We start from the raw sequence: 24,856 nt of genomic DNA on the forward strand, positions 1-24,856 counted from the left end.
CCCCCCCCCCCCCCCCCCCCCCCCCCCCCCCCCCCCCCCCCCCCCCCCCCCCCCCCCCCCCCCCCCCCCCCCCCCCCCCCCCCCCCCCCCGCCGCGTGGGTCAGACGCGCTGCCACAGGCCGACGGCGCCCGGGGGCCGCCAGCCGGGCTGGGCCTGGTGCGACTGGAGGCACCGGTAGGAGACTCCGTCGTACGTGACCTGGTCACCGACGTGGTAGACCTTGCCCACGCCCCAGGTGCCGCCCGGCTTCCCCGAGTCGCCCGGGTCGGCGGCGTTGGTCTTCAGCGTCAGCCCGTACTCCTGGAGCAGCGGGTTGACCGGCTGGTGGAACGTGGTGCCGCCGTCCTTGCAGTTGCCGGAGCCGCCGGAGGTGACGCCCTGGGCCTGCGTCCCGGAGACGTACGGGCCGCCCGAGTCGCCCGGCTCGGCGCAGACCGTGGTGCGGGTCAGGCCCTTCACGGTCCCCTGGAGGTACGACACGCTCGTGTCGTGCTGTTCGATGGTGCCGCAGTGCCAGCCGGTGGTGGAGCCGGACCGGCAGATCGACGCGCCGACGAGGGCCTCGGTGGAACCGGCGACCTCGACGTTCTGGTCGCCCTGCCCCTTGATGTGCGCGGTCGCCGTCCAGTCGGCGTTGGCGGCCACCCAGGCCATGTCCTTGCCGGGGAAGGTCGATGCCTTGAAGGCGCCCTGGGCCACCTTGTTGTGACCCATGGTCGCGGCGCCGGCCTGGCCGCAGTGGCCGGCGGTGGCGAAGCCCTGCTGGGTGCCGGAGACGACGGCGAAGCCCACGGAGCAGCGGGCGGTGCCGATGTAGTAGGCGTCGCCGCCCCGGATCTCGTGGGCCAGCGGGCGGGGCCGCTCGGTCGTCGCCCTGACGCGTACGAGGGCACGGTCGACGCCGGTGGCGGTGAGGAAGACGTCGGCGGCGGAGTCCTTGGCGGCCTCCAGCGTCACGCTGTTGGTGCGCAGGTCGACGTACCACACGGGTGCGTCGGTGGTCTTGGTGCGCACGGAGCCCTTGTCCAACTTGGCCTTGGCGGCCTCCAGCTGCTTCAGTCCGTGGCGGACCACCTTGGCCTCGGCGCCGCCCGCCTTGATGGCGGCGGTGTCGGCGGCGTCGGTGGTGGCGACGGTGAGGGTGGCGGAGACCGGTCCGCTCACCCATGCCCCGGCGAACCGGTCGCCGAGGGTGTTGCGCAGGCGGCCCGCCCGGGCGCCCGCCTCCGCCTCGTTCTTCAGCCGGGTCTCGGCCTGTTCGCGGGTCAGGCCGAGGTCGCGCTGCATGGCGTCGAGCAGCGCGGGGGACGGCTTGTCCGCGCCGAGGGTGCCGGCCGCCGAGGGGGTGGACGGCGGCGCGGGCGCCTCGGCGGCGACCACGCCGGGCGAGCCTGCCAGCACGAGTGCGCCGACGGCGGTGAGGGTGGCGCACGCGGCTGTGGCGTGTCTGTGGAGCATCGGGTGTCACCTCTGTTCGGGGGTCTCTTCCGGGGAAGACGTGCCGAACCGTAGGTGTTTCCGACAACACGCCCGGCGATGTCGGATTAACGTTTCTTCGGCTTTATGGGAGACATGGGCGCCCGCCATGCGGCGTAACGCCCTCCCGCTGTCACCGTTTCCGGGCCGGCTCCCGTAGCTGCCTCCACAGCTCCAGCTCCGCGTCGCTCGGCGGGACGTCCGGCCGCAGCCGCTCGGGGTGGCCCCGCGGTGGCGGCCGCAGGGCGGGCCGCGGCTCCAGCGGCGGTGGCACCGGGAGGCCGAGCCACAGCCACCCCGCCGCGGCCAGGGCGTCGTAACAGCCGCTCAGGAAGCGGATCATCACCCTCATGAGCGCAGCGCGGGCGCCGGTTCCCGCCGCCCGGCCGCCCCGGTCCCCGCGGCCGGGGCGGCCTCCTCCTCGTCGCTCCACGTCCACAGCCGGGACACGGCGTCCATGTCCAGGTCGTGCCCCTCGGTCCAGATCCGGGCCGCGGCCGTGAGCACCGACTGGCGGTCGGCCTCCGCGGTGCCCCGGCGGGCCGGCAGCAGCGGCGTGACCGCGCTCGCGCCGAGGCGCACGGCCCGGTGCCTGCGGGCGAACGCGGTGAGCGTCTGACGCGGCCCGGCCTCGACGAGCAGGACGTCCTCGATCGCGACGAGTTCCTCCAGCGCCGCGCGGAAGTGGACCGTGTCCGTGATCTGGCGGGCCCAGAAGCGGGGGCTGAGCGCCTCCTCGGGGCGCATCAGCGCCCCGGTGTAGCCGGAGTACAGGGGAAGGGCCGGCTCCCGGAACGGGATGCGGCGGTAGTCGGCCTCCACCGCGTCGGACGCGGGGGCCATCGCCGGGGAGTGGAAGGGGCTCGTCGCCGGCACCGTGACCACCGTGAAACCGTCGGCCCGCAGCCGCGCCGCGGTGGCGGCCAGTGGCTCCACGGAACCGGCGAGCATCACCTGCTGGGCCGCGTTGACCGCGGCGACGGCGACGTCGGCGTCCAGGTACGGGCGCAGCCGGTCCTCGCTCGCGGCGACGGCCAGCATGCCGCCCTCCGGTATCTTCACCGCCTCCCGGACCCGCGTCATGACCATGCCGACGGCGTCGGGCAGCGAGACGATGCCCGCGATGACCGCCGCGACCAGTTCGCCGGCGCTGTGCCCGAGGAGGGCCGCGGGGCGTACGCCCCACCCGAGGACCATCCGGCCGAGGGCGTAGTCGACCGCGAACAGCAGCGGCTGGGCGCGGCGTACGTCGTCGATGGGGACGCGGGGCTCGCCGGGGGTGAGCCAGTCCTCCCGTATCCGCTCCCCCTCCTCGCCCATGTGGGCGAGGGCCGCGTCGACGGCCGCCGTGAAGACGGGCTCACGGCGGTACAGGCCCCGGGCCATGCCCGGGTGCTGGGAGCCCTGGCCGGGGAAGAGGAGGGCGACCGGGCGGGGCCGGCCGGCGCGCACGGCCTTGGCCTTGTGGACGGTCCCGGCGGCGAGCGCGGCCACCGCGACGGCCGCGCCGCGCACGGGTCCCGGGGGCGTACCGCAGGGCACGGCGGTCGGCAGGGCGGGGAACGCCTCGCTGTGGAGTCCGCTCAGCAGGGGCAGCAGTTCACCGCGGACGCGGACCTCGTCCTCCGCGTCCCGCCCCGACCACAGCAGCAGCCGGTGGCGTTCGGGATCGGTGGCGCGGCGGCCGTGGTACAGCGGGCGCAGGGGCGGTGTGGCGTCCTCGTCGGGTCCCGTCACGTCCAGGATGCCCAGGACGCGGTCGGCGTCGGCGACCGCCTCGGCGGCCCGCTTGACCGCGTACACGGTGATGGTGTGCGGGTCCGGTTCGCCGAACCCGGCGACCATGGCGAAGTCGGCGCTCCCCTCCTGCAGTTCCCGGTGCGCCTGGCGAAGGGCGCGGCCCGGGGTGAGCGCGGTACGGACGGTGAACCCCTCGTGCTCGGGCCCGAGATCGGGGTCGAGCGCGGCCGCCCCGATGTGGACGACGGTACGCACCGGGAGCTCTCCGGGCGGTCGTCCGAAGGCGCGGAGCACCGCCGAGACGGCGGCGGCCGAGGCCACGAACTGAGCCCGCTGCTCGTGTGCGGGGCCGGGGCTGACGACGAGTCTGCGGACGACCGCGCTGGACGACGTGAGCGACATGCTTCCTCCTGCTGGGGCCGCGGCTCCGGCCGCTGACGGAGTGCGTGGGATCGAGGCGGCCGCCCCGCTACGGGGGATGTTGGCGGGGCGGCCGCGTCCAGGGGACCGGATCAGGCCGCGGAGCCCTGACCGGCGTTGATGAGGGCGAGGAGCGCCCCCGGGGTCTCGGCGTCGACGACGGCGTCGTCCGGGATCTCGATGCCGTACTCGCGCTGGATCTGGCCTATGACCTGGAGCAGGGCGAGGGAGTCGTAGCCGAGGTCCATGAAGGGGGTGTCGATGACGTCGCCGTCCAGGTCGATGCCCTCCTCCTCACCGGCACTCTCGCGGAGCATGCGGGTCAGGTCGGCCAGGGTGACGGTGGTGGTCGTCGTGGTCATGGTCGGTGCCGTCCTCTCGTAGAACTTCCGTGGTGGTGCCTGCCGAACCCCTGCCGGTTCCTGAAGGTCCGGCGGGAGCTGTGTCGTGGGGGGTGTGTCGGGCTCGTGGGGGTGTGTCGGGTCGTCAGGAGGCGTGGCGTACGACGAGTGCCGCGTTGAAGCCGCCGTGTCCGCGGGCGAGCACGAGGGCGGTACGCAGCCTTGCCTCCCGGGCCTGTCCGGTGACCAGGTCGATCCGGTGCTCCGGGGACGCCTCGGTGACGTGCGCGGTCGGCGGGATCACGCCGTCCCGCAGGGCCAGCAGCGCGGTCGCCACGTCCAGCGCCGCGCCTCCGGCGAGCAGCCGCCCCGTCATGGTCTTGGGGGCGGTCACCGGTACGCCGTGGGGCCCGAAGAGACCGGTGAGGGCCTCCGCCTCGGCCCGGTCGGCCGCGGGCGTCCCGGCGGCGTCGGCGAAGACGACGTCGACGTCGGCGGGGGTGAGCCCCGCGTCCGCCAGGGCGTTCTCGGCGGCGCGGCGGAGGCCCGGCGGGCGCCCCGAGCCGGGTGCCGGGTCGAGGGTCGCCGCGTATCCGGCGATCTCGCCGTACACCCGCTCCGCGCCCCGGTCGCGTGCGGACCGCTCGTCCTCGACGATGAGGATCGCACCGCCCTCGCCCGGCACGTATCCACTGGCGTCGGAGGCGAAGGGCAGGTAGGCCCGCTCGGGGTCGTCGACCGTGCTCATCAGCCCGGAGGCGATCTGCGGGACCCAGCCCCAGGGGCAGATGGCGGCGTCGACACCGCCGGAGATGACGGCCGGGAAGCCCTTGCGGACGTGGCGGCGGGCCTGGCCGATGGCGTCGATCCCGCCGGCCTGCTCGGTGAGCAGCACGCCGCTCGGGCCGCGCAGCTTGTGGCGGATGGAGATCTGGCCGGTGTTGACGGCGTAGAACCAGGCGAAGGACTGGTACGCGCTGACGTACTCCTTGCCCTTGCTCCACAGGTTCTCCAGCTCGCGCTGGCCGAACTCGACGGCCCCTCCGGACGCCGAGGTCACCACGCCGATGCCGAACTCGGGCATCTCCTCGGGGTTGATGCCGGCGTCGGCCAGGGCCCAGTCCGCGGCGGTCAGCGCGAGGCGCGTCATGTGGTCGGTCTGCGGCATCAGCCGGCTCGGGATGTGCTGCTCTGCCACGTAGTCGGACACCTCGCCCGCGATACGGGAGGGGTACTGGCCGGCGTCGAAGCGGGTGACCGGGCCCAGGCCGGACTCGCCGGCGAGGGTGGCCTTCCAGAACTCGTCGGTTCCCAGGCCGTTGGGTGCGGTGATGCCGAGGCCTGTCACCACCGTTGCCGTGGTCATGCGGTTCTCCTCTCCGGGCGGGCCAGCACCATGGCGCTCTGGAACCCGCCGAAGCCGCTGCCCACGCTGAGAACCACGTCGGTCTTCTTCTCGCGGGCGGTCAGGGGGATGTAGTCGAGGTCCAGCTCGGGGTCGGGCTCGTGGAGGTTGGCGGTGGGCGGCAGCACACCGTGCTCCATGGCCAGCGCGCAGGCGGCGATCTCCAGGGAGCCGATCGCGCCGAGGGAGTGCCCGATCATCGACTTGATGGAGCTGATCGGGGTCTCGTACGCGTGGGCGCCGAGGCTGCGCTTGAAGGCGCCCGTCTCGTGGCGGTCGTTCATCTTGGTGCCGGAGCCGTGGGCGTTGATGTAGTCCACCGAGTCCGGTGCGAGCGCCGCCTCGCCGAGGGCGACGTCGATGGCCTCGGCCATCTCGCGGCCGTCGGGCTTGAGGCCGGTCATGTGGAACGCGTTGCAACGGGAGGCGAATCCCGCGATCTCCGCGTAGATGTGCGCACCGCGCCGGCGGGCGCTCTCCAGCTCCTCCAGGACCAGGATCGCCGCGCCCTCGCCGAGGACGAGGCCGCTGCGGGTCCGATCGAAGGGCCGGCAGGCGCTCTCGGGGGTGTCGTTGCGGGGCGTGGTGGCGTGGATGGCGTCGAAGCAGGCCGAGGTGATCGGTGAGATCGGGGCCTCGGTGGCGCCGGCGATCATCACGTCGGCGGTGCCTTCGCGGATCAGGTCGACGGCGTGGCCGAGTGAGTCGAGGCCCGAGGTGCAGCCGGTGGAGACCACCGCGGCCGGTCCCTCCGCGCCTGCCGCGCGGCCCACTTCGGCGGCCATCGAGCTGGGCACGAAGTGCCGGTACAGCTCGGGGACCGCGTACTCGTGGTCCACGTTCCACTTGCGGCCGCCGTCGCTGACCACGACGTACTCCCGCTCCAGGCTGGTGGTGCAGCCGACCGCGCTGCCCAGCGAGGTGCCGACCCGGCCCGGGTCGAGGGCCGCGACGTCGAGGCCGCTGTCGGCGAGCGCCTCGCGGGTGGAGACGACCGCGAACTGCGCGGCCCGGTCGAGCCTGCGGATCTCCTGAGGGGTGAGCCCCGCGGCCGCCGGGTCGAAGTCGCACTCGGCGGCGACCTGCGAGCGGAACGGGGAGGGGTCGTAGAAGGAGATCCTGCGGGTGGCGGTGCGTCCCGCCGTGAGAAGGTCCCAGTACTCCTTCACTCCGACCCCGCCGGGGGCCACGACGCCCAGTCCGGTGATGGCGACTCTGCGCATGCCGCTACCTCGCCTTCGACGGGGCCGAATGCCCCCACGGGCACCTGCCGGATGGAACTGTGCGGGCCACTGTCGATCCCTTCGTCCGAATCACTGCTGAAGCGGTGTCACGTGTGGAGCCGTGTCGCCGCTCGGGGCGGGAACTGCGGCGGCCGGGGCGGTTCGGGGTGGGAACGCCCCGGCCGGCCGGACCGGACGGTCGCCCGCTCGTGGCGTGCCGCCGTTTCCGGTGACGCCATGGAACGTCCGGGCCCTAGACCGGCGCTCGCGCCGACATGGACCAGCCGCGCCGGGCGGTCACGTGGGCACGTTGCCGTGCTTGCGAGCAGGCACTTCGGCCTTCTTGGCGCGCAGCATGGCGAGCGAGCGGATGAGTACGCGGCGCGTCTCCCCCGGCTCGATGACGTCGTCGACGAGCCCCCGTTCGGCGGCGTAGTAGGGGTGCATGAGCTCGGTCTTGTACTCCTGGATCCGCTGCGCCCGCAGGGCCTGGGGGTCGTCGGAGGCGGCGATCTCGCGGCGGAAGATGACGTTCGCCGCGCCGTCCGCGCCCATCACGGCGATCTCGTTGGTGGGCCAGGCGAAGGACAGGTCGGCTCCGATGGAACGCGAGTCCATCACGATGTAGGCACCGCCGTAGGCTTTGCGCAGCACGAGCGAGATCCGAGGCACGGTGGCGTTGCAGTAGGCGTAGAGCAGTTTCGCGCCGTGACGGATGATGCCGTTGTGTTCCTGGTCGACGCCCGGGAGGAAGCCGGGGACGTCGACGAGTGTCACCAGGGGGATGTTGAAGGCGTCGCACGTCGACACGAAGCGGGCGGCCTTCTCGCTGGCGTGGATGTCCAGGACGCCCGCGAGGGAGGCGGGCTGGTTGGCGACGATGCCGACCGGGTGCCCGTCGAGGCGGGCGAGCGCGCACACCACGTTGCGCGCCCACGCCTCGTGGACCTCGAAGTACTCGCCGTCGTCGACGATCTCCTCGATGACGCCGCGGATGTCGTAGCTGCGGCCGGGGTCGGCCGGCACCAGGTCGGCGAGGGCGTCGGTGCGGCGGTCCGGCGAGTCGTCGCCCTGGAGGGGCGGCGGCATCTCGCGGTTGTTGGACGGCAGCAGCGACAGGAGGAAGCGGACGTCCTCCAGGCACTCGGCCTCGTCGTCGTAGGCGAAGTGGCAGACACCGGAGGCGGTGGCGTGGACGTCGGCGCCGCCGAGGCCGTTGTGGGTGATCTTCTCGCCGGTCACCGCCTGGACCACGTCCGGTCCGGTGATGAACATCTGGGCCGTCTCCCGCACCATGAACACGAAGTCGGTGAGGGCGGGAGAGTACGCGGCGCCACCGGCGCACGGGCCGAGCATCACGCTGATCTGCGGGATGACCCCGGACGCCGCGACATTGCGGCGGAAGATGCCGCCGTAGCCGGCCAGCGCGGTGACGCCCTCCTGAATGCGGGCGCCGGCCCCGTCGTTGAGGCTGACCAGCGGGGCGCCGGCGGCCTCCGCCAGGTCCATCACCTTGTGGACCTTGGCGGCGTGGGCCTCTCCGAGAGCGCCCGCGAAGACGCGGAAGTCGTGCGCGTAGGCGAAGACGGTACGGCCGTGGACCAGTCCCCAGCCGATGACGACACCGTCGCCGTGCGGCTTCTTGTCCTCCAGCCCGAAGCCGACGGCCCGGTGCCGGCGGAGCGGTTCGATCTCGGTGAACGTGTCCGGGTCGAAGAGCAGTTCAAGGCGTTCATGGGCGGTGAGCTTGTTCTTGGCGTGCTGCCGCCTGGTGGCCTCGGGATCGGGCCCGCGGCTCACCTCCTCCTTGAGGCGCCGCAGCTCGGCGGCGGCTCGTCGCAGGTCAGGGGCAGCCTGGGTGACCGTGAGGTCGTCGAGGATCGTCATCGGCCGAACGTAGGCAGCTCGGCTCGAGACGTACTGGAGCAGACCGGGGCGGCCGCCGGCCGTCGGATCGGCTGTCGGACCGGCGTCGGACCGGCTGTCGGACCGGCGTCGGACCGGCGTCGGACCGGTCGCCAGTAGGTCGTCAGCCGGTCGTCGACAGGGGCAGTTCCAGCGCCGGGTCGGCGGAGAGCACGGCGTGGTGGAGTCGCTGCAACCGCGGCGAGGGCTCCAGGCCGAGCTCGTCGATGAGCGTGCCGCGCAGCCGCTGGTAGGCCTCCAGGGCACGCCAGGCCGCTCCCGCCCGGTGGAGCGCGGTCATCAGCTGGGCGCAGAAGTTCTCGTGCATGGGGTGCTTGGCGACCAGCACGCGCAGCTCGGGCACGATCTCGGTGTGCCGGCCGAGCCACAGGTCGGCGTCGATGCGCCGCTCCAGCGCGGCCATGCGGTCCTCCTCCAGCCGCAGCACCTCCAGTTCGAGGACCGGTCCGACGCGGACGTCCACGAGGGCGGGGCCCTGCCACATCCTGAGGGCGCCGCCGAGGAGTTCGGAGGCGGCGTAGTGGTCCCCCGCCTCGTGCGCGGCCCGTCCGGAGGCGGCGAGCCGGCCGAACTCCTGGACGTCGACCTGGCCGGGCTGCACCTGGAGCAGGTAGCCCCCGTGCTGGGTGATCAGGACGTCCTTGGCCTGGCGGGTGGGGTCGCCGTCGAGGGCGGCCGTGAGTTTGCGGCGCAACTGGAGGATGTACGTCTGCAGGGTGGTGGCCGCGCTGCGCGGGATGTCCTCCCCCCAGATCTCCGCCATCAGCGTCGGTACGGTCACCACGCGGTCGGCCTGCAGGGCGAGCAGGGACAGTATCTGTCGCGGTTTGGCGGCGGTCGGCACGATGGACACCCCGTTCTCACGGGCTGCCAGCGGTCCGAGGACCTTGATTTCCATGTGTGTGTCCTCCTCTGCTTGCGTCTGTGCGGCCGGCCCCGGCCCGACTCCCCCCGTACGGGGCGGTCTTCCGGCTCTGGAGCCTTGAGTGAGCGTCGCATCAGCGCCGTTGGAGCCCCAGTGACCTGGTCACGAGGCCCGGCATGAAAATGTCATACCCCGGTGGTGATTCCCGCACTGTGCCTCCGCTCTGGACTGGCAGCAGAATCCGTGGCCTCGGCACGTCGACGAATTCCGTACGACACCGACTCAGGAGGGGGATTCTCTTGAACACCGTCATGCGCACCACTGGCCCCGATTCCACCGGCACCATGACTGTTCAACTGACGCACGCACACCGTGTGGCACTGCTGACGGCCCGCACGGGCCTGGAGCGGGAGCTCGCGAAGCGTTACACCGAGGACCCGTGCTCGCTGCTCGCCGAATTCGGGCTCCCGGCGACCGAACCGGTGTACGGGGGTGGGTCGGCGGCCGGTACGTCGGGGCTGGTGATCGAAGACCTGAGTAGCTCCACCGACTCCGAGCCCTGGGTGTGCTGGATGCCGATGCACACCGGGAGAGTGCGCGGATGACGGCAACGGGCGTATCCGCCTCCGCCCTGACGGTCGGGTTCAAGCCGCACCTGCGGGTGGAGATCGTGGACGGGGAGGCCGTGTACCTCCTCTCCGAGCGTGGAACGACCGCGCTCCAGGGTCCGTACGTCGAGATGCTCGCTCCCCTGCTCGACGGCACCCGCACCCTGCACGCCCTGCTGGACGAGGCGCCGACCTCGCTGCCGCCCGCGGAACTGGGGCGGGTGATCGCCGATCTCGCCCGGGCCGATCTGGTCGGTTACCGGGACCCGAGCAGCGACGACGCCTCCGCCGCGTACTGGGAACTGGTGGGTCTCGCGGGCCCGCACGCCGTGTCCGCGCTGCGTACCACCACGGTGGAGGTGGTCGCGCTGGGCAGGACGGACGCCGACACCGTGAGCGGGCTGTGCACGGCCTCGGGCCTGACCATCGCACCTGCGGGGACCGAGGCCGGCTTCACCCTGGTGCTGTGCGACGACTACCTCGATCCGCGGCTCGCCGGGATCGAGGCGCGGCACCGGGCGGAGGGACGGGCCTGGCTGCTGGCGAAACCCACCGGCGCCGAGGCGTGGGTGGGCCCGGTCTTCGGTCCCGGTGCCGACCGCCCCTGCTGGTCGTGTCTGGCTCACCGGCTGCGTGCCCGGTTGTTCCCCCAGTCACCCGTGCGGCAGGCGCTCGGCCTGTCGGGCGCGGTGCCGGTACCCGACGCGTCGCTGGCCGTAGTGCGCGGACTGGGTCTGAACACCGCCGTGCTGGAGACGGTCAAGTGGGTCGCCGGGCTGCGGTACGAGGAGCAGGACGCCCTGTGCACGCTCGACACCAGGACGCTGCGGACCCGGCACCACCCGGTGGTCCGGCGGCCGCAGTGCGCCGAGTGCGGGGACCCGGGGCTGGTGGGCGCCCGGGTGCGGGGCCGCGTGGAGCTGCGGTCCCGGCCCAAGGCGGGTGCGACCGGCAGCAATCACCGGGCGCTGCCCCCCGAGACCGTGCTGGCCCGCTATCGCCACCTGGTCGATCCGCTGACCGGCATCGTGCCCGGGATACACCGGGTACCGGGCACGCCCGAGGGGATCGACCGGTGCGTGTCGGGGCACAATCCCGCGCTGCGGGCGGCGTCGCTGGGCGGGGTGCGCAGTGGTCTGCGCAGCGGCAGCGGGGGCAAGGGCGCGACCCCCCTGGAGGCCGAGGTGGGGGCGCTGTGCGAAGCGGTGGAGCGGTACTGCGGCACCCGTCAGGGGGACGAACCGGTGGTGCGCGACAGCCTGACGGGGCTGGGCGCGGCGGCGATCCACCCCAACCTGTGCCAGCTCTACGCGGACTGGCAGTTCCGGGACCGTGAGCGGTGGAACGCCACCTGTCAGCCGTTCCACCGGGTGCCCGCGCCCTTCGACCCGGGCGCACCGGTGGACTGGACCCAGGTCTGGTCGCTGACCGCGCAGGAGCACCGCCTGCTTCCCACGTCGATCCTGTACTACGAACCGGCGCCCCGGGCCGGTGAACCGGCCCTGTGGGCGGACTCCAACGGCAATGCGGCCGGCAGCAGCACGGAGGACGCGGTCGTCCAAGGCTTCCTGGAGCTGGTGGAACGCGACGCCGTGGCGTTGTGGTGGTGCAACCGGACCCGGCAGCCCGGTGTCGATCTCGACGCCTTCGACGACCCGTGGCTGGCGCGCACGAGGGAGACCTACGGCCGGCTGGGTCGTGAGATGTGGGTGCTGGACCTGACGTCGGACTTTGGAATTCCGGTCATGGTGGCGCTGTCGCGCCGGACCGGAAAGGACGGCCAGGGCATTGTTTTCGGCTTCGGCGCGCACTTCGATCCACGCCTCGCCCTGCGGCGCGCGGTGACGGAAATGAGCCAGCTCCTGCCCGTGGGAAGTGCCGAAACGACTTTTCGCGCGTCTCATCCGCAACTGGATCATTGGTGGACCTACGCGACACTCGCAAATCAGCCATACCTTGTGGCGGATCCCACGGAAACACCCCGCCGACCGGGCAGTTACGCCGAGGCCGACCGCGACGATCTGCTGGCCGACGTGGAGGCCGCGGAGGAGTTGGTCCGCTCGCGCGGCATGGAGCTGCTGGTGCTGGACCAGACCCGCCCCGACGTGGGCCTTCCCGTGGTGAAGGTCCTGGTGCCCGGGATGCGGCACTTCTGGGCGAGATATGCGCCCGGCCGTCTCTTCGACGTCCCGGTCGAGCTGGGCAGGCTGGACCGCCCCACCGAGGCCCACCACCTCAACCCGTTTCCGATGTTTGTCTGATTTTGATCGCTGATCGCAAGCAGTGGCTCAGACGCAACGGAAAGTCATAACATGCGCTTCGCCAGCCCCTGTTCCCGGCGAGGAGACGGCAATGCCGGACGAATCTTGCGAAGCGAGATCCTTTGTTGCGCCCCGGCCACTGCACGGCAGGCCGGCTCCACCAGAAGAGTCAGGCCAATACCGAGCGATGGAAAGCAATTTCCGCACCCCGCCCCGTCAGCAGATACCGGCGCCGAGGCTGGCGCGCGCGATCGTGGTGGTGGCCCTGGCCGCCCACTGCGTCGTCACGGTGCTCAACGTGCTGCACCAGGGCACCGGGGACCGGACCCAGCTCATCGTGTGCGTCGGCGTCGTCCTGTCGGTGTTCGCCGTGCAGTTCACCGTCTCGTCTCCGCGCACCCGTTCCTGGACCCTCGGCAAGCGCACCGCCGCCCTGGGGGTCCAGGCACTGCTCAGCTACCTGCCCCTGTTGTGGTTCCAGGTGAGCTGGGGCAGCATGCAGGGGCCGCTGGCAGCCACGGCACTGCTGACGCTGCCGGTCCGGCTCGCCTGGCCCGCCTATGGGCTGATCATCGCGGCGATCCCCCCGTACGCCCTCGCCACCGGTGTGAGCGTCGTCGAGACGTGCTATCTGGTCATCGCCAGCGGCCTTACCGGACTGGTCATCTACGGCCTCAGCCGGCTCGCCGACCTGGTGCAGGAACTGCACGCCACACGGGAGCAGATGGCCAAGATGGCAGTCACCCAGGAACGGCTGCGCTTCGCGCGGGACCTGCACGACCTGCTCGGGTACAGCCTTTCGGCCATCGCACTGAAGGGAGAGCTCATCCAGCGACTGGTCCACCTGCGGCCGGACCAGGCGGCCGAGGAGACCGCCGATCTGCTGCGCGTGGCCCGGCAGGCACTGTCGGACGTGCGTCTGGTCTCCAGCGGGTACCGCGACATGTCCCTGTGCGACGAGGCCGAATCGGCCGGGGCGGTGCTGGCGGCCGCCGATGTGCGGGCGGAGGTACGGGTCGAGTGCGGGCGCCTCCACCCGGCTGTCGACACCGTGCTGGCGACCGCCCTGAGGGAGGGAGTCACCAACATCCTCCGCCACAGCCGCGTACAGGTATGTACCATCAGGGCACTCATCGAAGAGGAAACGGTCCGGCTGACCTTGGTGAACGACCGGCCGCACGAGGAGGGCGGCATCGTGTCGTCGGCCCGGCGTGGCGGCAGCGGCCTGGACAATCTTCGGACGCGCTTCGCATCGATCGGTGGCGGTCTGAAAGCAGGAGTGCGGGACGACGGGCGGTTCCACCTCGAGGCGTGGGCGCCCCTCCGTCCGCGGAGCACCGGGGCGGAGGGAGCACCGGACGCGGCCAAGGAGAGAGCCGCGGCCTGAAACGGACGTCGATGACGGGGGTTTTGATGCTGTCCGTGAAAATCCTCCTCGCCGAGGACGTACACATGGTCCGGGGGGCGCTGGTCGCACTGCTGGAACTCGAACCGGATCTGGAGGTGGTGGCCGCCGTCGACCGCGGTGACACCATCGTGCAGGCCGCCCTGGAGGCACGGCCCGACGTGGCCGTGATCGACGTGGACCTCCCGGGCATCGACGGGCTCACGGCGGCAGCCGAGCTGCATGAGCAACTGCCCAGCTGCCGCACCCTGATCCTCACCAGCCTCGGCCGGCCGGGAACCCTGAGGCGCGCCCTGTCGGCGCACGTCTCCGGGTTCCTGCTCAAGGACTCGCCCTCGGACCAGCTCGCGCTCGCCGTACGTTCCGTCGCGGCGGGCCGGCGTGTCGTGGACCCCCAACTCGCCCTCGCGGCCTGGGATTCGCCGGACAACCCGCTGTCCCCGAGGGAGCTGGAGGTGCTACGCCTCGCCGCCCGCGGTGCCGACGCCGCCGAGATCGCCGGATGTCTGTACCTGTCCAAGGGAACCGTCCGCAACTACCTCACGGCGATCGTCACCAAACTGGGCGCCCGCAACCGCATCGACGCCATCCGGCTCGCCGAGGAAGCCGGCTGGATTCCCTGACGCCGGGCCCGGCGCCCCCAACAGCGCGTCGAACAGCCCCTCGTCCAGCATGGTGTCCACGGCCACGTCCGCCGGCTCGCCGAAACCGGTGTCGAAGACGGCGGCGCTCACCACATAGCGGTCACCCACCGGGAAGGTGCCGAAGGTCCACTCCGAACCACTCGCGCGCGTGCCGTCGGGCCGCACCAGCCAGGTGTCCTCCCCGTGCAGCGCGAAGCCGAACTCGGTGAACCGGAAGCGCAGCCCCTGGCCGAGGGCCTTGCTGTAGGCCTCCTTGAGGGTCCACAGCCGCACCATGGTGTCGTTGCGCGTCCCCTCACCGCCCGCGTCGAGCCGTGCCTTCTCGTACGGGGTGCACGCCTGCGACTCCGAGCCGGTGTGCGCGAGGCGCCGGTCGGCGCGTTCCACGTCGACACCGACGCGCCCGGTGCGGGTGATCCCGACGACCATCATCTCCTCGGTGTGGCTGAGGCTGACGTCGATCTGGTCGCAGCCGCGCACGTACGGGCGGCCACCGGGCTGGTACGACAGGTCCACCAGGTGCGGCGCGGTCCGGAGGATGGCGGCCGCCGTGTGCCGCAGCAGCAGGCGGGAGGCCGCGAACCGCTCACGCATCCGGGGCTGGGTGAAGTTCTGGTAGCGGTGCCAGTCCCGCCCCAGCACCAGCCGCAGTTCGTCCTCGGTGCCCTCGCGGGGCAGCCACGCCGGCATCTCCCCGTACACCAGGACGGTGCCCGCGCGGGTGAGTTCGTCGCGTACCCCCTCCCACGGGCCGTACGGTCCACGCAGGGGCAGGGGCCGCCGGATCCGTCCCGTCACCTCACGCCCCGGCCAGTGCGGCGGCCAGCGGGCCGGCGTCCAGCACGGAGATCACCCCGGCCAGGTCCACGGCGTCGCTCTGCGGACCCTGGCACACCGGGAGGCAGACCGGGCCGTGTGCCCCGCCCAGCCGGCGCAGGTACGGGGTGAGGACCGCCCGGGGGCCGATCTCCACCACATGGGTCGGCGTCTGCTGGGCCAGCAGACTGCGGGCGGCGTCGGCGAACCGGACGGGCGCGGTCAGCTGCTCGGTCCAGTACGAGGCGTAGAGCGGCTCGGTGGTGAGCCTGCCGTGGACGGTGGAGTAGAAGGGCATCGAGGCGGCGCCACCGGGGACCCGGCGGACCACGGCCTCGAACTTGGGGACCACGGGTGCCATCAGCGGGGAGTGGAAGGCGTGGGTGACCGTGAGGTGCCGGCACCGCACACCGCGCTCCGCCAGCTTGCTCTCGATGCGCTCGAGTCCGGCGCGGTCCCCCGACAGCACGGTGGACTTCGCCGCGTTGATGGCGCTGATGCCCACGCCCGGCTCGCAGGCGATCAGTTCGGTGGCCTCGTAGGGGGTGATGCAGGCCGCCATCATGCCGCCGCCGGAGGGCAGGTACTGCATGAACGCCCCGCGCAGCGCCACCAGCTTGGCGGCGTCCGGCAGGGTGAGCGCCCCCGCGACCGTGGCGGCCGCGAACTCGCCGATCCCGTGACCGAGCACGGACACCGGTCGCACACCGGCCTCCTCCAGGGTCTTGGCCAGGGCGTACTCGACGGCGAACAGGGCGGGCTGGGTGAAGGCCGTCTGGTGGATGCGCGCGTCCCTGTTGAGGATCATCTCCACGACCGACAGCCCGGTGTAGGGCTGGAGCACCGCCCCGGCCTCGTCCAGGAAACGGCGGTAGACGGTCGAGTTCCGGTAGAGCCCCGACGTCATGCCGGGGTGCTGGGAGCCCTGGCCGGTGAAGACGAAGGCCGCCCGGATGCGGTTGCCGCCCGACCCGGCGCCGCGCTCCGCCATGTGGCGGGCCAGTTGCCGGACGGTGGGGTACGCCCAGATGTCGGCGGGCTCGACCAGCGGTCCGAACTCCTCCTCGATGTCGCCGTACAGGCTCAGCCCGGCCACCGAGTCGAGGTACTCGTGCACGGAGTCCGTGTCCAGCACCGGCCGGCCCAGATAGTGCGCGAGCCGCTCCAGCAGCCATTCGCGGTACGCCGTCTCGAAGTCGTCCTGCTGTTCTCGCATGATCTGCTCCTTCTCGGACTCTGGGGGCGGCCCGCACCGGCCGGGCAGGGTGGCCCGCGCGGGGTCAGGCAAGCGGTGAGTCGTACAGGTCGTAGCTGCGGCGGCCGTGCAGCCGCGTCAGGGCTTCGGTGAGCACCCGCTGCTCACAGGCGGTGGGGCGGTCCGGGAGCGGCAGCCCCAGCCGTCGGCACAGCCGGTACAGGGCGGCCGTGGGCCAGGCCGCGTCGGCGAGGAAGGTGGTCGCGGCGCCGGGGACGGACCGCCGGACGCGCCACACGCCGAGACACGCGGCCGCCGCCAGGACCATGGTGTACCGGTCGGCGAGCCCGAAGTTGTGCGGGCTGGCCAGGGCGGCGCGGTCGCCCTGCGGGACGTCCGCGAAGGCCTTGCGCAGGTCGCCGAGCTCATCGGTGAGGGCGCGGGCGAGGAGCCGCAGCACGGTGCCGCCCTCGCCCGTGCCGTCCGGTGCGCCTTCCCGTGCCAGCAGGTCCGCCGAGGCCACGAGGGTGGCGGCGAGCGGGTCGCCGTCGCCCAGGAGCGCGGGCTGCGTCAGGTCCAGCGGCGGCAGCTCGTCGTCGAGCGCGAACAGCGCGGCCGGGGCCTCGGGACCGGTGAACCAGGCGTTCCGGGCGAAGTACGGCAGTTGGGGCAGCAGGCTGACCTGCCTCCCCGCGCTGCCCGCGTGTCCGAGCGAGGTGACCGGCAGGTCCCGCAGTTGCTTCTGGAACATCCCGTACATGCCGTCCTCGGCGAACGTCGCCTCACCCAGGACGGCCGACATCTCGTCCATGCTCTCCGCGACCAGCTTGGGCGCCAGGTAGGCCGCGGCGGCGGCGTAGGCGCTCATCTGGTGGGGAAGCAGGTGCAGGCCCCGGGTGGAGACCAGGGCGAGGCAGTCGATGAGCAGCAGGTCGAGGAAGGCTCCGGTGAGGACGTCCCGCACGTGCTGGACGTCGAGCGAGGAGCGGCCGTCGTCGCGGCGGCGGGCGGCGAAGCGGGCCACGGTGCGCAGGGCGGTGTCAGCGCCGGCGAGGACGATGGAGGGGATGAGGCCGCGGATGACCAGCGAGGAGCGCAGCGACAGTTCGTACCCGTCGCCCGGCTCGCCGAGCACGGCGCCGTCCGGGACCGGGCACTGGGTGATGCTCAGGCCGCCGAACTCGGCGCTGCGCATCCCGGTGGTGGTCCGGCGGGCGAGGTTCCGGACGCGGTCGGGGGGCAGTTCCTTGCGGTCCAGCAGCAGCACCGTGCGGCTGCGGCTGCCGGTCACACCGGGGTTCCGGGCGAAGATGACCAGCCCGTCGGCCCGGGAGGCGTTGGCGATGGCGGACTTGGCTCCGTCGAGCACCAGACCTCCGTCGCCACGGCGCACGGTGAACTCGTCGCTGACGAAGTCGTTGCCGTGCGCCACCTCGTGGCGGGCCACGGCCATCCGCCGGCCCTCCAGCAGGATCCTGGCGGCGAGCCGCGTCTGTTCGGCGTCTCCGGCCGTCCACACCGGGGTGGCGGCGAAGAAGCAGTTGAGCCCGTAGCCGAACCCCAGGGAGGCGTCCCGGCGGAACACCGGCCGCAGCAGTCTGCCGAGGACGTCCATCCGCCGGAGCCTGCCGCCGAGCGGGGCGGGGACGAACTCGGCGTTCAGGCCGTACGCGTCCAGTACCCGCTCCCCCTCGGGCAGGACGTGGCCCGCCGCGTCGGCGGCGAGCAGGGCTGCGCCACCGAGCGGGTTGGCGGGGTCGTCGAGCGGCCCGAAGGCCCGCTCCAGGGCGTCGATGCGCTCCTGCGCCGGGAGGGTGCCCGGGTCCTGTGCTCCGCGCTCGTCCTGTGCGCCGCTCACCGCTGCCTCCCGGTCGCCACGAGCCGCTGCACCTCGGGATCGACGCGCTGGTGCAGCGCGGTCACCTCGCCACGGAGGAACAACCTCCGCATGGCGGCCCGTTCGACCTTGCCGCTGGTGGTCCTGCGTACGGTTCCCGGGCGGACGAGCAGCACTCCTCCGGTCGTCACCTCGTACTCCTCGCGCAGTTGCTGCTGCACGGCGGAGACGAGCCCGGCGAGGTCGGTGTCGTACCGGCTGCCCGCCCGCAGCTCCTGGAGGATCACGATGCGTTCGCGTTCGCCGCGGACGGCGAAGGCGGTGGCCGGGCCGAACAGGGCGCTCACGCGCTGCGCCGTGCGCTCCAGGTCCTGCGGATACAGGTTGCGTCCCGCGACCACGATCGTGTCCTTGAGGCGCCCGTTGATGTGCAGGAGGCCGTCGACGAGGGCGCCGAGGTCCCCGGTGCGCAGGTAGCCGCCGGGACCGTCGGCGATCCGCCCGTCGAAGGCCGCCGCGGTCTCGGCGGGACGCGCCCAGTAGCCAGGGCCGATGCCGGCCGCCCGTACCCACACCTCGCCCGTCCGGCCGTCGGGCAGCTCCTCGCAGGTCTCCGGGTCGACGATGCGTACGTCGGCGGAGGCGGGCGGGCCGCAGTGGACGCCGCCCCTGGTGCCGGTGAGGTCGGCCGGGGCGGTGGCGGAGCCGGACACGAGCAGCGTCGCCTCGGCCAGCCCGTAGCACGGGATCAGCGCCTCGGGGAGCAGGCCGGCCGGGGCGAACCGCTCCGCGAAGGCGCGCAGGGTCGCCGGGTCGACGGGCTCGCCCCCGCTGACGGCGATCCGCCAGCCGGACAGGTCCAGTCCGGCGATCTGCGTGTCGTTGACCCGGCGCACGCACAGTTCGTACGCGAAGTCGGGTGCGCCGCTCGCGGTCAGCCCGTACCGCGAGATGGTCTCCAGCCAGTGTGCGGGCCGTTTGACGAAGGCGGTCGGGGAGAGCAGCACGGCGGTGCCGCCCAGCCACAGCGCGTGCAGCAACTGGCCGACGAGGCCCATGTCGTGGTGGAGCGGCAGCCAGCCGCCGATCCTCGCGCCGCGCCGGGTGCCCAGTGCCGCGCCGATGGCCTCCTGGTTGGCGAGCAGGCTGCGGTGGGTGACCACGACACCGCGCGGGTCCCGGGTGGAGCCCGAGGTGTACTGGAGGAAGGCGACGGCGTCCGGGTCGGAGGGGACCGGGGGAAGCTCCGTCGCGGCGGTGTCGGCAGCGGTCCGCGGGGCGTCGGTGAGGACGCAGGTGACGTGTCCGTAGCCGGTGCGGGCCAGTAGCTGGGACACGTCGGCGGCCTCGTCGGCGGCGGTGAGCGCGCAGGAGGCCGCCGCGTCCTTGACGATTCCCGCGATGCGTTCGTCGTGGTGCGGGCGGCCTCCCGGTGGGGCCACCGGTACGGCGACGGCTCCGGCGTACAGGCAGGCGAGGAAGCCGGTGGCGAACAGTGCCCGGGAGCTGTGGGTGAGCAGCACCCGCTCCCCGGGGGCGACGTGCCGCCGCAGCCGGCCCGCGAGCGTGCGGGCCGCGTGGTCGAGCTCTCCGTAGGAGATCGTCCGGGGCTCCAGGACTCCCGACCTCTCGGTCAGGATGATGAGGGCCTCCCGTTCGGGCGACTCCGCGGCCTGGGCCTGGATGAGTTCGGTGAAGGTCCGGTGACCGGTCACGCCCTCCCCCTTGCTAGTCGTGCGGCCGTACCTCCCGGTGCGGCCGCGGCTGTCCCTGGCGATCGTGTGGTGGGTGCGGTCACGGACCGGGCCGGGCCATCGGGGGCCGGTAGTCGCCCGCCTTGACGGTCCATTCCGCGTACGCGGCCTTCTCCGCTTCGCCCGGCTCGCTCCCGCGGCGCGCCAGGGCCAGCAACACGACGGTCACGGCGGCGAGTTCGACCTCGTCGGGCTGCCCGCGGAGCACGGTGATGCGCGTTGTATTCACCATGGGGACAGCGTGCGCCCGCCCGCTCGAAGCGGGCTCGCGCCCGGAACGCGGAAGAGCCGAGGACCTGTGGTCCTCGGCTCTTCCGCCGGTGGAGCCGTTCCGGGCGGCCGGTTCAGCCGATCACACGCTCGTACGCCACGTGCCGGGTACGGTCCACCTCGATGTCCGCGCGCCGGCCGAGGGCGTGCCGCAGGGCACGGTACTCCGCGCTGTCCAGGGCACGGTCGCAGTCCGCCGTGTTCCGCCACCACTGGAGACCGGTGTACCGGCCGGGGAGCAGGGTCGAGCGCAGCAGGTCGCTGCCCCCGAAGCCGCCGAGCGTGCCGAAGTGCTCGTTCATCTCGGCGTACCCCCGCTCGAAGGCGTACGGGTCCTCTCGCACCGTGACGCGGGTGAGCACCACGTTCTCCGCTCCGACGACGGCGTTCTCCCTGAGCACCCGGGCGACGCTCACGGCTTGGTCGGCCTCGGCGTCCACGAGCGGACCGAGCTCCTTGACGTGGAGCTGGAAGGTCTCGTCGTTGACGGTGTCCAGGAAGCCCCGCAGGGTGCGCCAGTGGCCGATGTGCGCGTACACGTGCGGCCGTTCGACGAGTCTCACGGTGACGAGGAAGTCGAAGTCGTCGCGGCGGCGCAGGAACTGGGAGTGCTCCCTGAAGAGCCTCTCGAACCGGGCCACGTCGCCCTTGACCTCGAAGCGGTTGATCACCGCAACCGGCTTGTGCAGACTACGATCCGGCACGCGCTTCCTCCGCGAACTGCTTGGCGTGGCGCAGGGTGGTGGAGCTGTTGGTGCCGAGCGCCTTGCGGACCAGGGCGCGGGCCTCGGCGAGCGTCGCCTCGGGGCCGAGTGCCGCGCGGACCCCTTCGGGATCGAGCGTGACGGTGTGCCACGAGGTGGCTCTGACTGTACCGTCACCCAGCGACTCGATCACCCATCTGCCGGTGTGCCCGCTCATCGCGACCGGCACGCGCAGTTGCTTGTACACGATCATGTTGCGGTCCTCGAAGCACACCCGTACCGAGGTGGTGTTGTGGGTGGAGCCGTCGGGGCTGCGGGTGTCCATGTCCATGTGCTGGACGCCGGGCTCGTCCTCGGTGAGGTCCAGGCGGGCCACGTGGGGCAGGCGCTCGGGCCAGAGGTCGGCGCGGTCCAGGAAGGCGTACACGTCGCCGGCGGCGCCCGTGACGAGTTCGGAGTCGCTGAAGGTGAAGTGGAGTTCGTCGCGGGCGTCGCCGAGTTCGGCCGCGTTCTTGAGGGCGGCGAGCTCGGCGCGGCTGTTGCGGTCGACGGCCTGCTCGATCAGCTCCTCGGCGGCCGGGTCGTCGCCGGTGGCGCGGTAGTCGTGCAGCAGCACCACGCGGGTGCGGCCGTCCTCCAGCGGCTCGACGCGCCACTCGCCGCCCATGGAGGCGACGGGGGCGGCGGAGACGACCTGGCGGAAGGTGATGGTGCGCGACACCGGGTCGAGGGTGCGCCGGGAGGTCCAGGTGCGGACCTTCTCGTTGGCGATGGCCCAGATGCGCAGCAGTTGTTCACCGCCGGCCTCCGGCGCCTCTTCGAGCACCTCGACGTGGACCGTCGGGCCGAACACCTGGGGCCACGCGGAGACGTCCGCCACGAGGTCGTAGATGGTGGCGGGCGACGCCGCCACGGTGATGGAGTGCTCCGTCACGTGGGGAGCTGTGGTCTCGGACGTAGCGGTCGGTGCCACGGCAACCTTCCCTTCGAAAGCCGTGAGAACGGCGGATCAGCAGATTGGCATGAGGGTGCTCAACAGCGGGTGGAGCCCGGGTGGAGTCAGGGCGTGGGGTGCTCCTCGGCCCACGCGGGGCGGTGCAGGATCTCCAGGACGGCGCAGCCCCAGCTGTACCCGGCGCCCACGCTGACGAGGACGCAGCGGTCGCCGGGGCGGGCCTTCCCCGAGACGATCAGGTGGTCGAGGCCGGCGAACTGGTCGCCCGCGCCGAGGTGGCCCACGGTGCGGCTGAAGTCCCAGCAGGTCCGCTCGGGGTCGATGCCGAACGGCTGGTAGTAGATGGACTGCAGCCGCCGCCGCCCGAAGTGGGGCAGGACGACCCACTCGGCGTCGGCCAGTTCCATCCCCGCGTCGGCGAGGGCCTGTTTCAGCACCGTCTGCTGGCCGTTGTGGGCGCGGGTGATGGCGTACGACATGCCGACCCGGCCGATGAAGGCGCGTTTGGCCTCCTCGAAGTCGACCGGGATGCGCTGGCTGAACGGGGCGGGGCCGAACGGCTCGTCGCCGCGGTGCAGCGGCTCGAGTTCGGGGTCGGCGTGCATGGCCAGCGAGACGAGCCGGGCGAAGCCGCCCCGGCGGGAGAGCACCAGGGCGCTCGCGCCGTCGGCGTACGGGGTGCCCGGGTCGGTCCGCCAGCGGTCGATGCCGGGTTCGCAGAACCGGTCGGCGGCGGTCAGCAGGGCGTCGCCGCGGCCGTGGCCGGCGGAGAGGTAGGCGGTGGCCAGGTCGATGGCGGCGAGGCCGCCGTTGGACATCTGCCGGATCTCGATGGCCTGGCAGCTGTTGCCGAGGGCCTCGCGCTGGATGTACGAGGCCACCGGCCACAGGTCCTGGCCCTGGTGGTAGGTGTCGGCGTGGAGCAGCAGGTCGACGTCGCCGCCGCCGGTGCCGGCCCGGTGCAGGGCGGTACGGGCGGCCGCCGCGCCCATCTCGGCGGCCGACTCGTCGGGCGAGTACGCCACGGACTCGAGGCCGGTCGACGAGGCCACCCGGGGCGGGCAGGCCCCGGAGGCGACGGCGTCGGCGACCGTGACGACGGAGGGGAGCCGCACGGAGGTCCCCCGTATATAGATGTCTTCCACACGCACAGTGGCTCCCGGGAAATCGAGGGCTCAGCCCGTGGCCACCACGGCCAGGGTGGGTGAGCGGTGGGCCTCGGCGGGCCCGTCGAGCAGGACGTAGTGAACGGCGTCGAGGAGCGCCGCCCAGCTTGCCGTGACCGTGTTCTCGTCGACGCCCACGGTGCCCCACCGGCGTTCGCCGTCCCGGTAGGAGATCAGCACGCGGGCGGCGGCCGCGCTGCCGACCTGGCCGCCCAGGACCCGCACCTGGTAGTCCACCAGTTCGAGGCGCGTGAGTACGGGGAAGTACGGGTCGAGTGCCGAGTGGAGGGCGGTGTCCAGGGCGTTGACGGGGCCGTTGCCGTGTCCGGTGGCGGTGACGCTCTCCCCGTCGACGCGCAGCCGCACCGACGCCTCCGTGCGGACCTCCCCGTCGCGGCGCCGTGAGACGCCCACGGCCCACGAGTCGACCTCGAACGGCGGCACCGCCGGGCCGCCGGCGAGCTCTTCGCGCAGCAGCAGGACGAACGAGGCGTCGGCGGACTCGAAGCTGTAGCCGCGGTTCTCCAGGTCCTTGACGCGGGCGGCGGCGCGGGCGACCTCCTCGGAGCCCGCCTCGACCTCGTAGCCGAGCTCGCGGGCCTTCAGCTCGATGGAGGAGCGGCCGCCCATGTCGGAGACGAGGGTGCGCATGGCGTTCCCGACCCGGGAGGGGTCGGTGTGCTGGTACAGGTCGGGGTCGACGCGCAGGGCGGAGGCGTGCAGGCCCGCCTTGTGGGTGAAGGCGGACAGGCCCGTGTACGGGGCTGCCGGGTTGCTCCGTACGCCGGTGAGTTCGGTGATCGCCCGCCCGGTCCGGGACAGGTCCCGCAGCTTCTCGAGCGGGACGACCTCCCGGCCCCGCTTGAGGACCAGGTTGGCGATCACGGTGAACAGGTTGGCGTTGCCGCACCGTTCGCCGTAGCCGTGGGCGGTGCCCTGGGCGTGGACGGCGCCGGCGTCGACGGCGGCCATGGTGTTGGCGACCGCGCACCCGGTGTCGTCGTGGCAGTGGATGCCGATGGGGGCGCCGGTCATGGCGATGGTGTCGGCCACCACGGCCCGTACCTCGTCCGGCAGCGATCCGCCGTTGGTGTCGCACAGCACGACGGTCTCGGCCCCGGCCTCGGCGGCGGTGCGGACGACCGCCAGGGCGTACTCGCGGTTGACGTGGTAGCCGTCGAAGTAGTGCTCCGCGTCGAGGAACACCCGGCGCCCGGCGTGCACGAGGTGCCGCACGGTGCTGCCGATCATGGCGAGGTTCTCGGCGAGGGTGGTGCGCAGGGCGTGCTGGACATGGCCGGTGTGGCTCTTGGCGACCAGGGTCACCACGGGCGTCTCGGCGGCCAGCAGGGCCCGTACCTGCGCGTCGACGGACACGGGGATGCCGGGGCGGCGGGTGGCGCCGAAAGCGGCCAGGACGGCGTGTTTCAGGTCGAGTTCGGCGGGTGCGCGGCGGAAGAACTCGGTGTCCTTGGGTACGGCTCCGGGCCAGCCTCCCTCGATGAAGCCCACGCCGAGGGCATCGAGCCGACGCGCGACGGCGAGCTTGTCCTCGACCGTCAGCACCAGGCCCTCCTGCTGGGTGCCGTCGCGCAGGGTCGTGTCGTAGAGCTGGAAGCTCTGCTCAGCCATCGGCCCCTCCCTTGTCCGGTATGTGTTCCGGCGGTCTCGGCACGCCGGTTGGATTCCCCACGGTCGGGCGACGGGCCGGAGGACGGCTCGAGCGGTACTGGACCGGGAGGAGGCACGACGGCGGGGGGGGGGGGGGGGGGGGGGGGGGGGGGGGGGGGGGGGGGGGGGGGGGGGGGGGGGGGGGGGGGGGGGGGGGGGGGGGGGGGGGGGGG

General features: G+C 72.7%; 20 protein-coding genes and 1 pseudogene. 4 read left to right on the forward strand and 17 right to left on the reverse strand.

Features of this window, described 5'->3' with window-relative positions; genetic code table 11:
* Positions 1-100: 100 nt before the first annotated feature.
* The 8 genes from ACZ6C1_RS36765 to ACZ6C1_RS36800 form a co-directional block, all read right to left on the reverse strand.
* Positions 101-1,459: a trypsin-like serine protease gene (locus ACZ6C1_RS36765; protein ID WP_469247404.1), complete on the reverse strand. Its 1,359-nt coding sequence runs from the start codon at positions 1,457-1,459 to the stop codon at positions 101-103.
* A 151-nt stretch (positions 1,460-1,610) separates the two neighbouring features.
* Positions 1,611-1,829 (reverse strand): DUF6059 family protein, encoded by a 219-nt coding sequence (locus ACZ6C1_RS36770; RefSeq protein ID WP_469247405.1) that lies wholly within the window; start codon positions 1,827-1,829, stop codon positions 1,611-1,613.
* The gene (locus tag ACZ6C1_RS36775; protein ID WP_469247406.1) at positions 1,826-3,619 is read right to left on the reverse strand and encodes an acyltransferase domain-containing protein; all 1,794 of its coding nucleotides are present in this window, start codon (positions 3,617-3,619) and stop codon (positions 1,826-1,828) included. Before ACZ6C1_RS36775 ends, ACZ6C1_RS36770 begins: the two co-directional genes overlap by 4 nt.
* A gap of 110 nt (positions 3,620-3,729) precedes the next feature.
* The gene (locus ACZ6C1_RS36780) at positions 3,730-3,999 is read right to left on the reverse strand and encodes an acyl carrier protein (protein ID WP_351822650.1); all 270 of its coding nucleotides are present in this window, start codon (positions 3,997-3,999) and stop codon (positions 3,730-3,732) included.
* 124 nt (positions 4,000-4,123) lie between these two features.
* On the reverse strand, positions 4,124-5,344 hold the full coding sequence (locus ACZ6C1_RS36785; RefSeq protein WP_469247407.1) for a ketosynthase chain-length factor: 1,221 nt from the start codon (positions 5,342-5,344) through the stop codon (positions 4,124-4,126).
* Complete coding sequence (locus tag ACZ6C1_RS36790; RefSeq protein ID WP_469247408.1) at positions 5,341-6,606, reverse strand: beta-ketoacyl-[acyl-carrier-protein] synthase family protein; 1,266 nt, start codon at positions 6,604-6,606, stop codon at positions 5,341-5,343. Before ACZ6C1_RS36790 ends, ACZ6C1_RS36785 begins: the two co-directional genes overlap by 4 nt.
* A 297-nt stretch (positions 6,607-6,903) precedes the next feature.
* Positions 6,904-8,493 carry an acyl-CoA carboxylase subunit beta gene (locus ACZ6C1_RS36795; RefSeq protein ID WP_469247409.1) on the reverse strand — a complete coding sequence of 530 codons (1,590 nt, stop codon included), beginning with the start codon at positions 8,491-8,493 and terminating at the stop codon, positions 6,904-6,906.
* A 142-nt stretch (positions 8,494-8,635) separates the two neighbouring features.
* The gene (locus ACZ6C1_RS36800) at positions 8,636-9,430 is read right to left on the reverse strand and encodes an AfsR/SARP family transcriptional regulator (protein WP_469247410.1); all 795 of its coding nucleotides are present in this window, start codon (positions 9,428-9,430) and stop codon (positions 8,636-8,638) included.
* 311 nt (positions 9,431-9,741) lie between these two features.
* Between ACZ6C1_RS36800 and ACZ6C1_RS36805 the strand changes: the two genes are divergently transcribed.
* The 4 genes from ACZ6C1_RS36805 (at position 9,742) to ACZ6C1_RS36820 (ending at position 14,294) form a co-directional block, all read left to right on the forward strand.
* On the forward strand, positions 9,742-10,002 hold the full coding sequence (locus tag ACZ6C1_RS36805) for a hypothetical protein (RefSeq protein WP_469247411.1): 261 nt from the start codon (positions 9,742-9,744) through the stop codon (positions 10,000-10,002).
* Complete coding sequence (locus ACZ6C1_RS36810) at positions 9,999-12,266, forward strand: TOMM precursor leader peptide-binding protein (protein ID WP_469247412.1); 2,268 nt, start codon at positions 9,999-10,001, stop codon at positions 12,264-12,266. Before ACZ6C1_RS36805 ends, ACZ6C1_RS36810 begins: the two co-directional genes overlap by 4 nt.
* A gap of 187 nt (positions 12,267-12,453) precedes the next feature.
* Entirely contained in the window at positions 12,454-13,653 is a 1,200-nt protein-coding gene (locus tag ACZ6C1_RS36815) for a sensor histidine kinase (protein ID WP_469247414.1), read from the forward strand.
* 26 nt (positions 13,654-13,679) lie between these two features.
* Entirely contained in the window at positions 13,680-14,294 is a 615-nt protein-coding gene (locus ACZ6C1_RS36820; protein WP_469247415.1) for a response regulator transcription factor, read from the forward strand.
* Between the two features lie 117 nt (positions 14,295-14,411).
* Here the strand turns inward: ACZ6C1_RS36820 and ACZ6C1_RS36825 are convergent.
* The 9 genes and pseudogenes from ACZ6C1_RS36825 to cimA form a co-directional block, all read right to left on the reverse strand.
* Positions 14,412-15,005: pseudogene (locus tag ACZ6C1_RS36825) on the reverse strand (4'-phosphopantetheinyl transferase family protein); the annotation flags it as partial.
* Positions 15,006-15,114: 109 nt separating this feature from the next.
* Positions 15,115-16,347 (reverse strand): acyltransferase domain-containing protein, encoded by a 1,233-nt coding sequence (locus ACZ6C1_RS36830; protein WP_469247416.1) that lies wholly within the window; start codon positions 16,345-16,347, stop codon positions 15,115-15,117.
* A gap of 64 nt (positions 16,348-16,411) precedes the next feature.
* Complete coding sequence (locus ACZ6C1_RS36835; RefSeq protein ID WP_469247417.1) at positions 16,412-18,184, reverse strand: acyl-CoA dehydrogenase family protein; 1,773 nt, start codon at positions 18,182-18,184, stop codon at positions 16,412-16,414.
* Entirely contained in the window at positions 18,181-19,878 is a 1,698-nt protein-coding gene (locus tag ACZ6C1_RS36840) for a fatty acyl-AMP ligase (RefSeq protein WP_469247418.1), read from the reverse strand. The genes ACZ6C1_RS36835 and ACZ6C1_RS36840 overlap by 4 nt, the downstream gene beginning before the upstream one ends.
* Positions 19,879-19,957: 79 nt before the next feature.
* Positions 19,958-20,149 carry an acyl-CoA carboxylase subunit epsilon gene (locus ACZ6C1_RS36845; RefSeq protein ID WP_469247419.1) on the reverse strand — a complete coding sequence of 64 codons (192 nt, stop codon included), beginning with the start codon at positions 20,147-20,149 and terminating at the stop codon, positions 19,958-19,960.
* A gap of 112 nt (positions 20,150-20,261) precedes the next feature.
* Positions 20,262-20,891, reverse strand: a complete 630-nt coding sequence (locus ACZ6C1_RS36850) for an antibiotic biosynthesis monooxygenase family protein (RefSeq protein WP_469247420.1) — start codon at positions 20,889-20,891, stop codon at positions 20,262-20,264.
* The gene (locus tag ACZ6C1_RS36855) at positions 20,878-21,825 is read right to left on the reverse strand and encodes an aromatase/cyclase (RefSeq protein WP_469247421.1); all 948 of its coding nucleotides are present in this window, start codon (positions 21,823-21,825) and stop codon (positions 20,878-20,880) included. The genes ACZ6C1_RS36850 and ACZ6C1_RS36855 overlap by 14 nt, the downstream gene beginning before the upstream one ends.
* A gap of 125 nt (positions 21,826-21,950) precedes the next feature.
* Positions 21,951-22,997, reverse strand: a complete 1,047-nt coding sequence (locus ACZ6C1_RS36860) for a ketoacyl-ACP synthase III family protein (protein ID WP_469247422.1) — start codon at positions 22,995-22,997, stop codon at positions 21,951-21,953.
* Between the two features lie 24 nt (positions 22,998-23,021).
* A complete protein-coding gene (gene cimA, locus ACZ6C1_RS36865) occupies positions 23,022-24,644 on the reverse strand; it encodes a citramalate synthase (RefSeq protein WP_469247423.1) in 1,623 nt (540 codons plus the stop codon).
* Positions 24,645-24,856: the final 212 nt, after the last annotated feature.

This window comes from Streptomyces sp. NPDC041796, assembly GCF_055590785.1.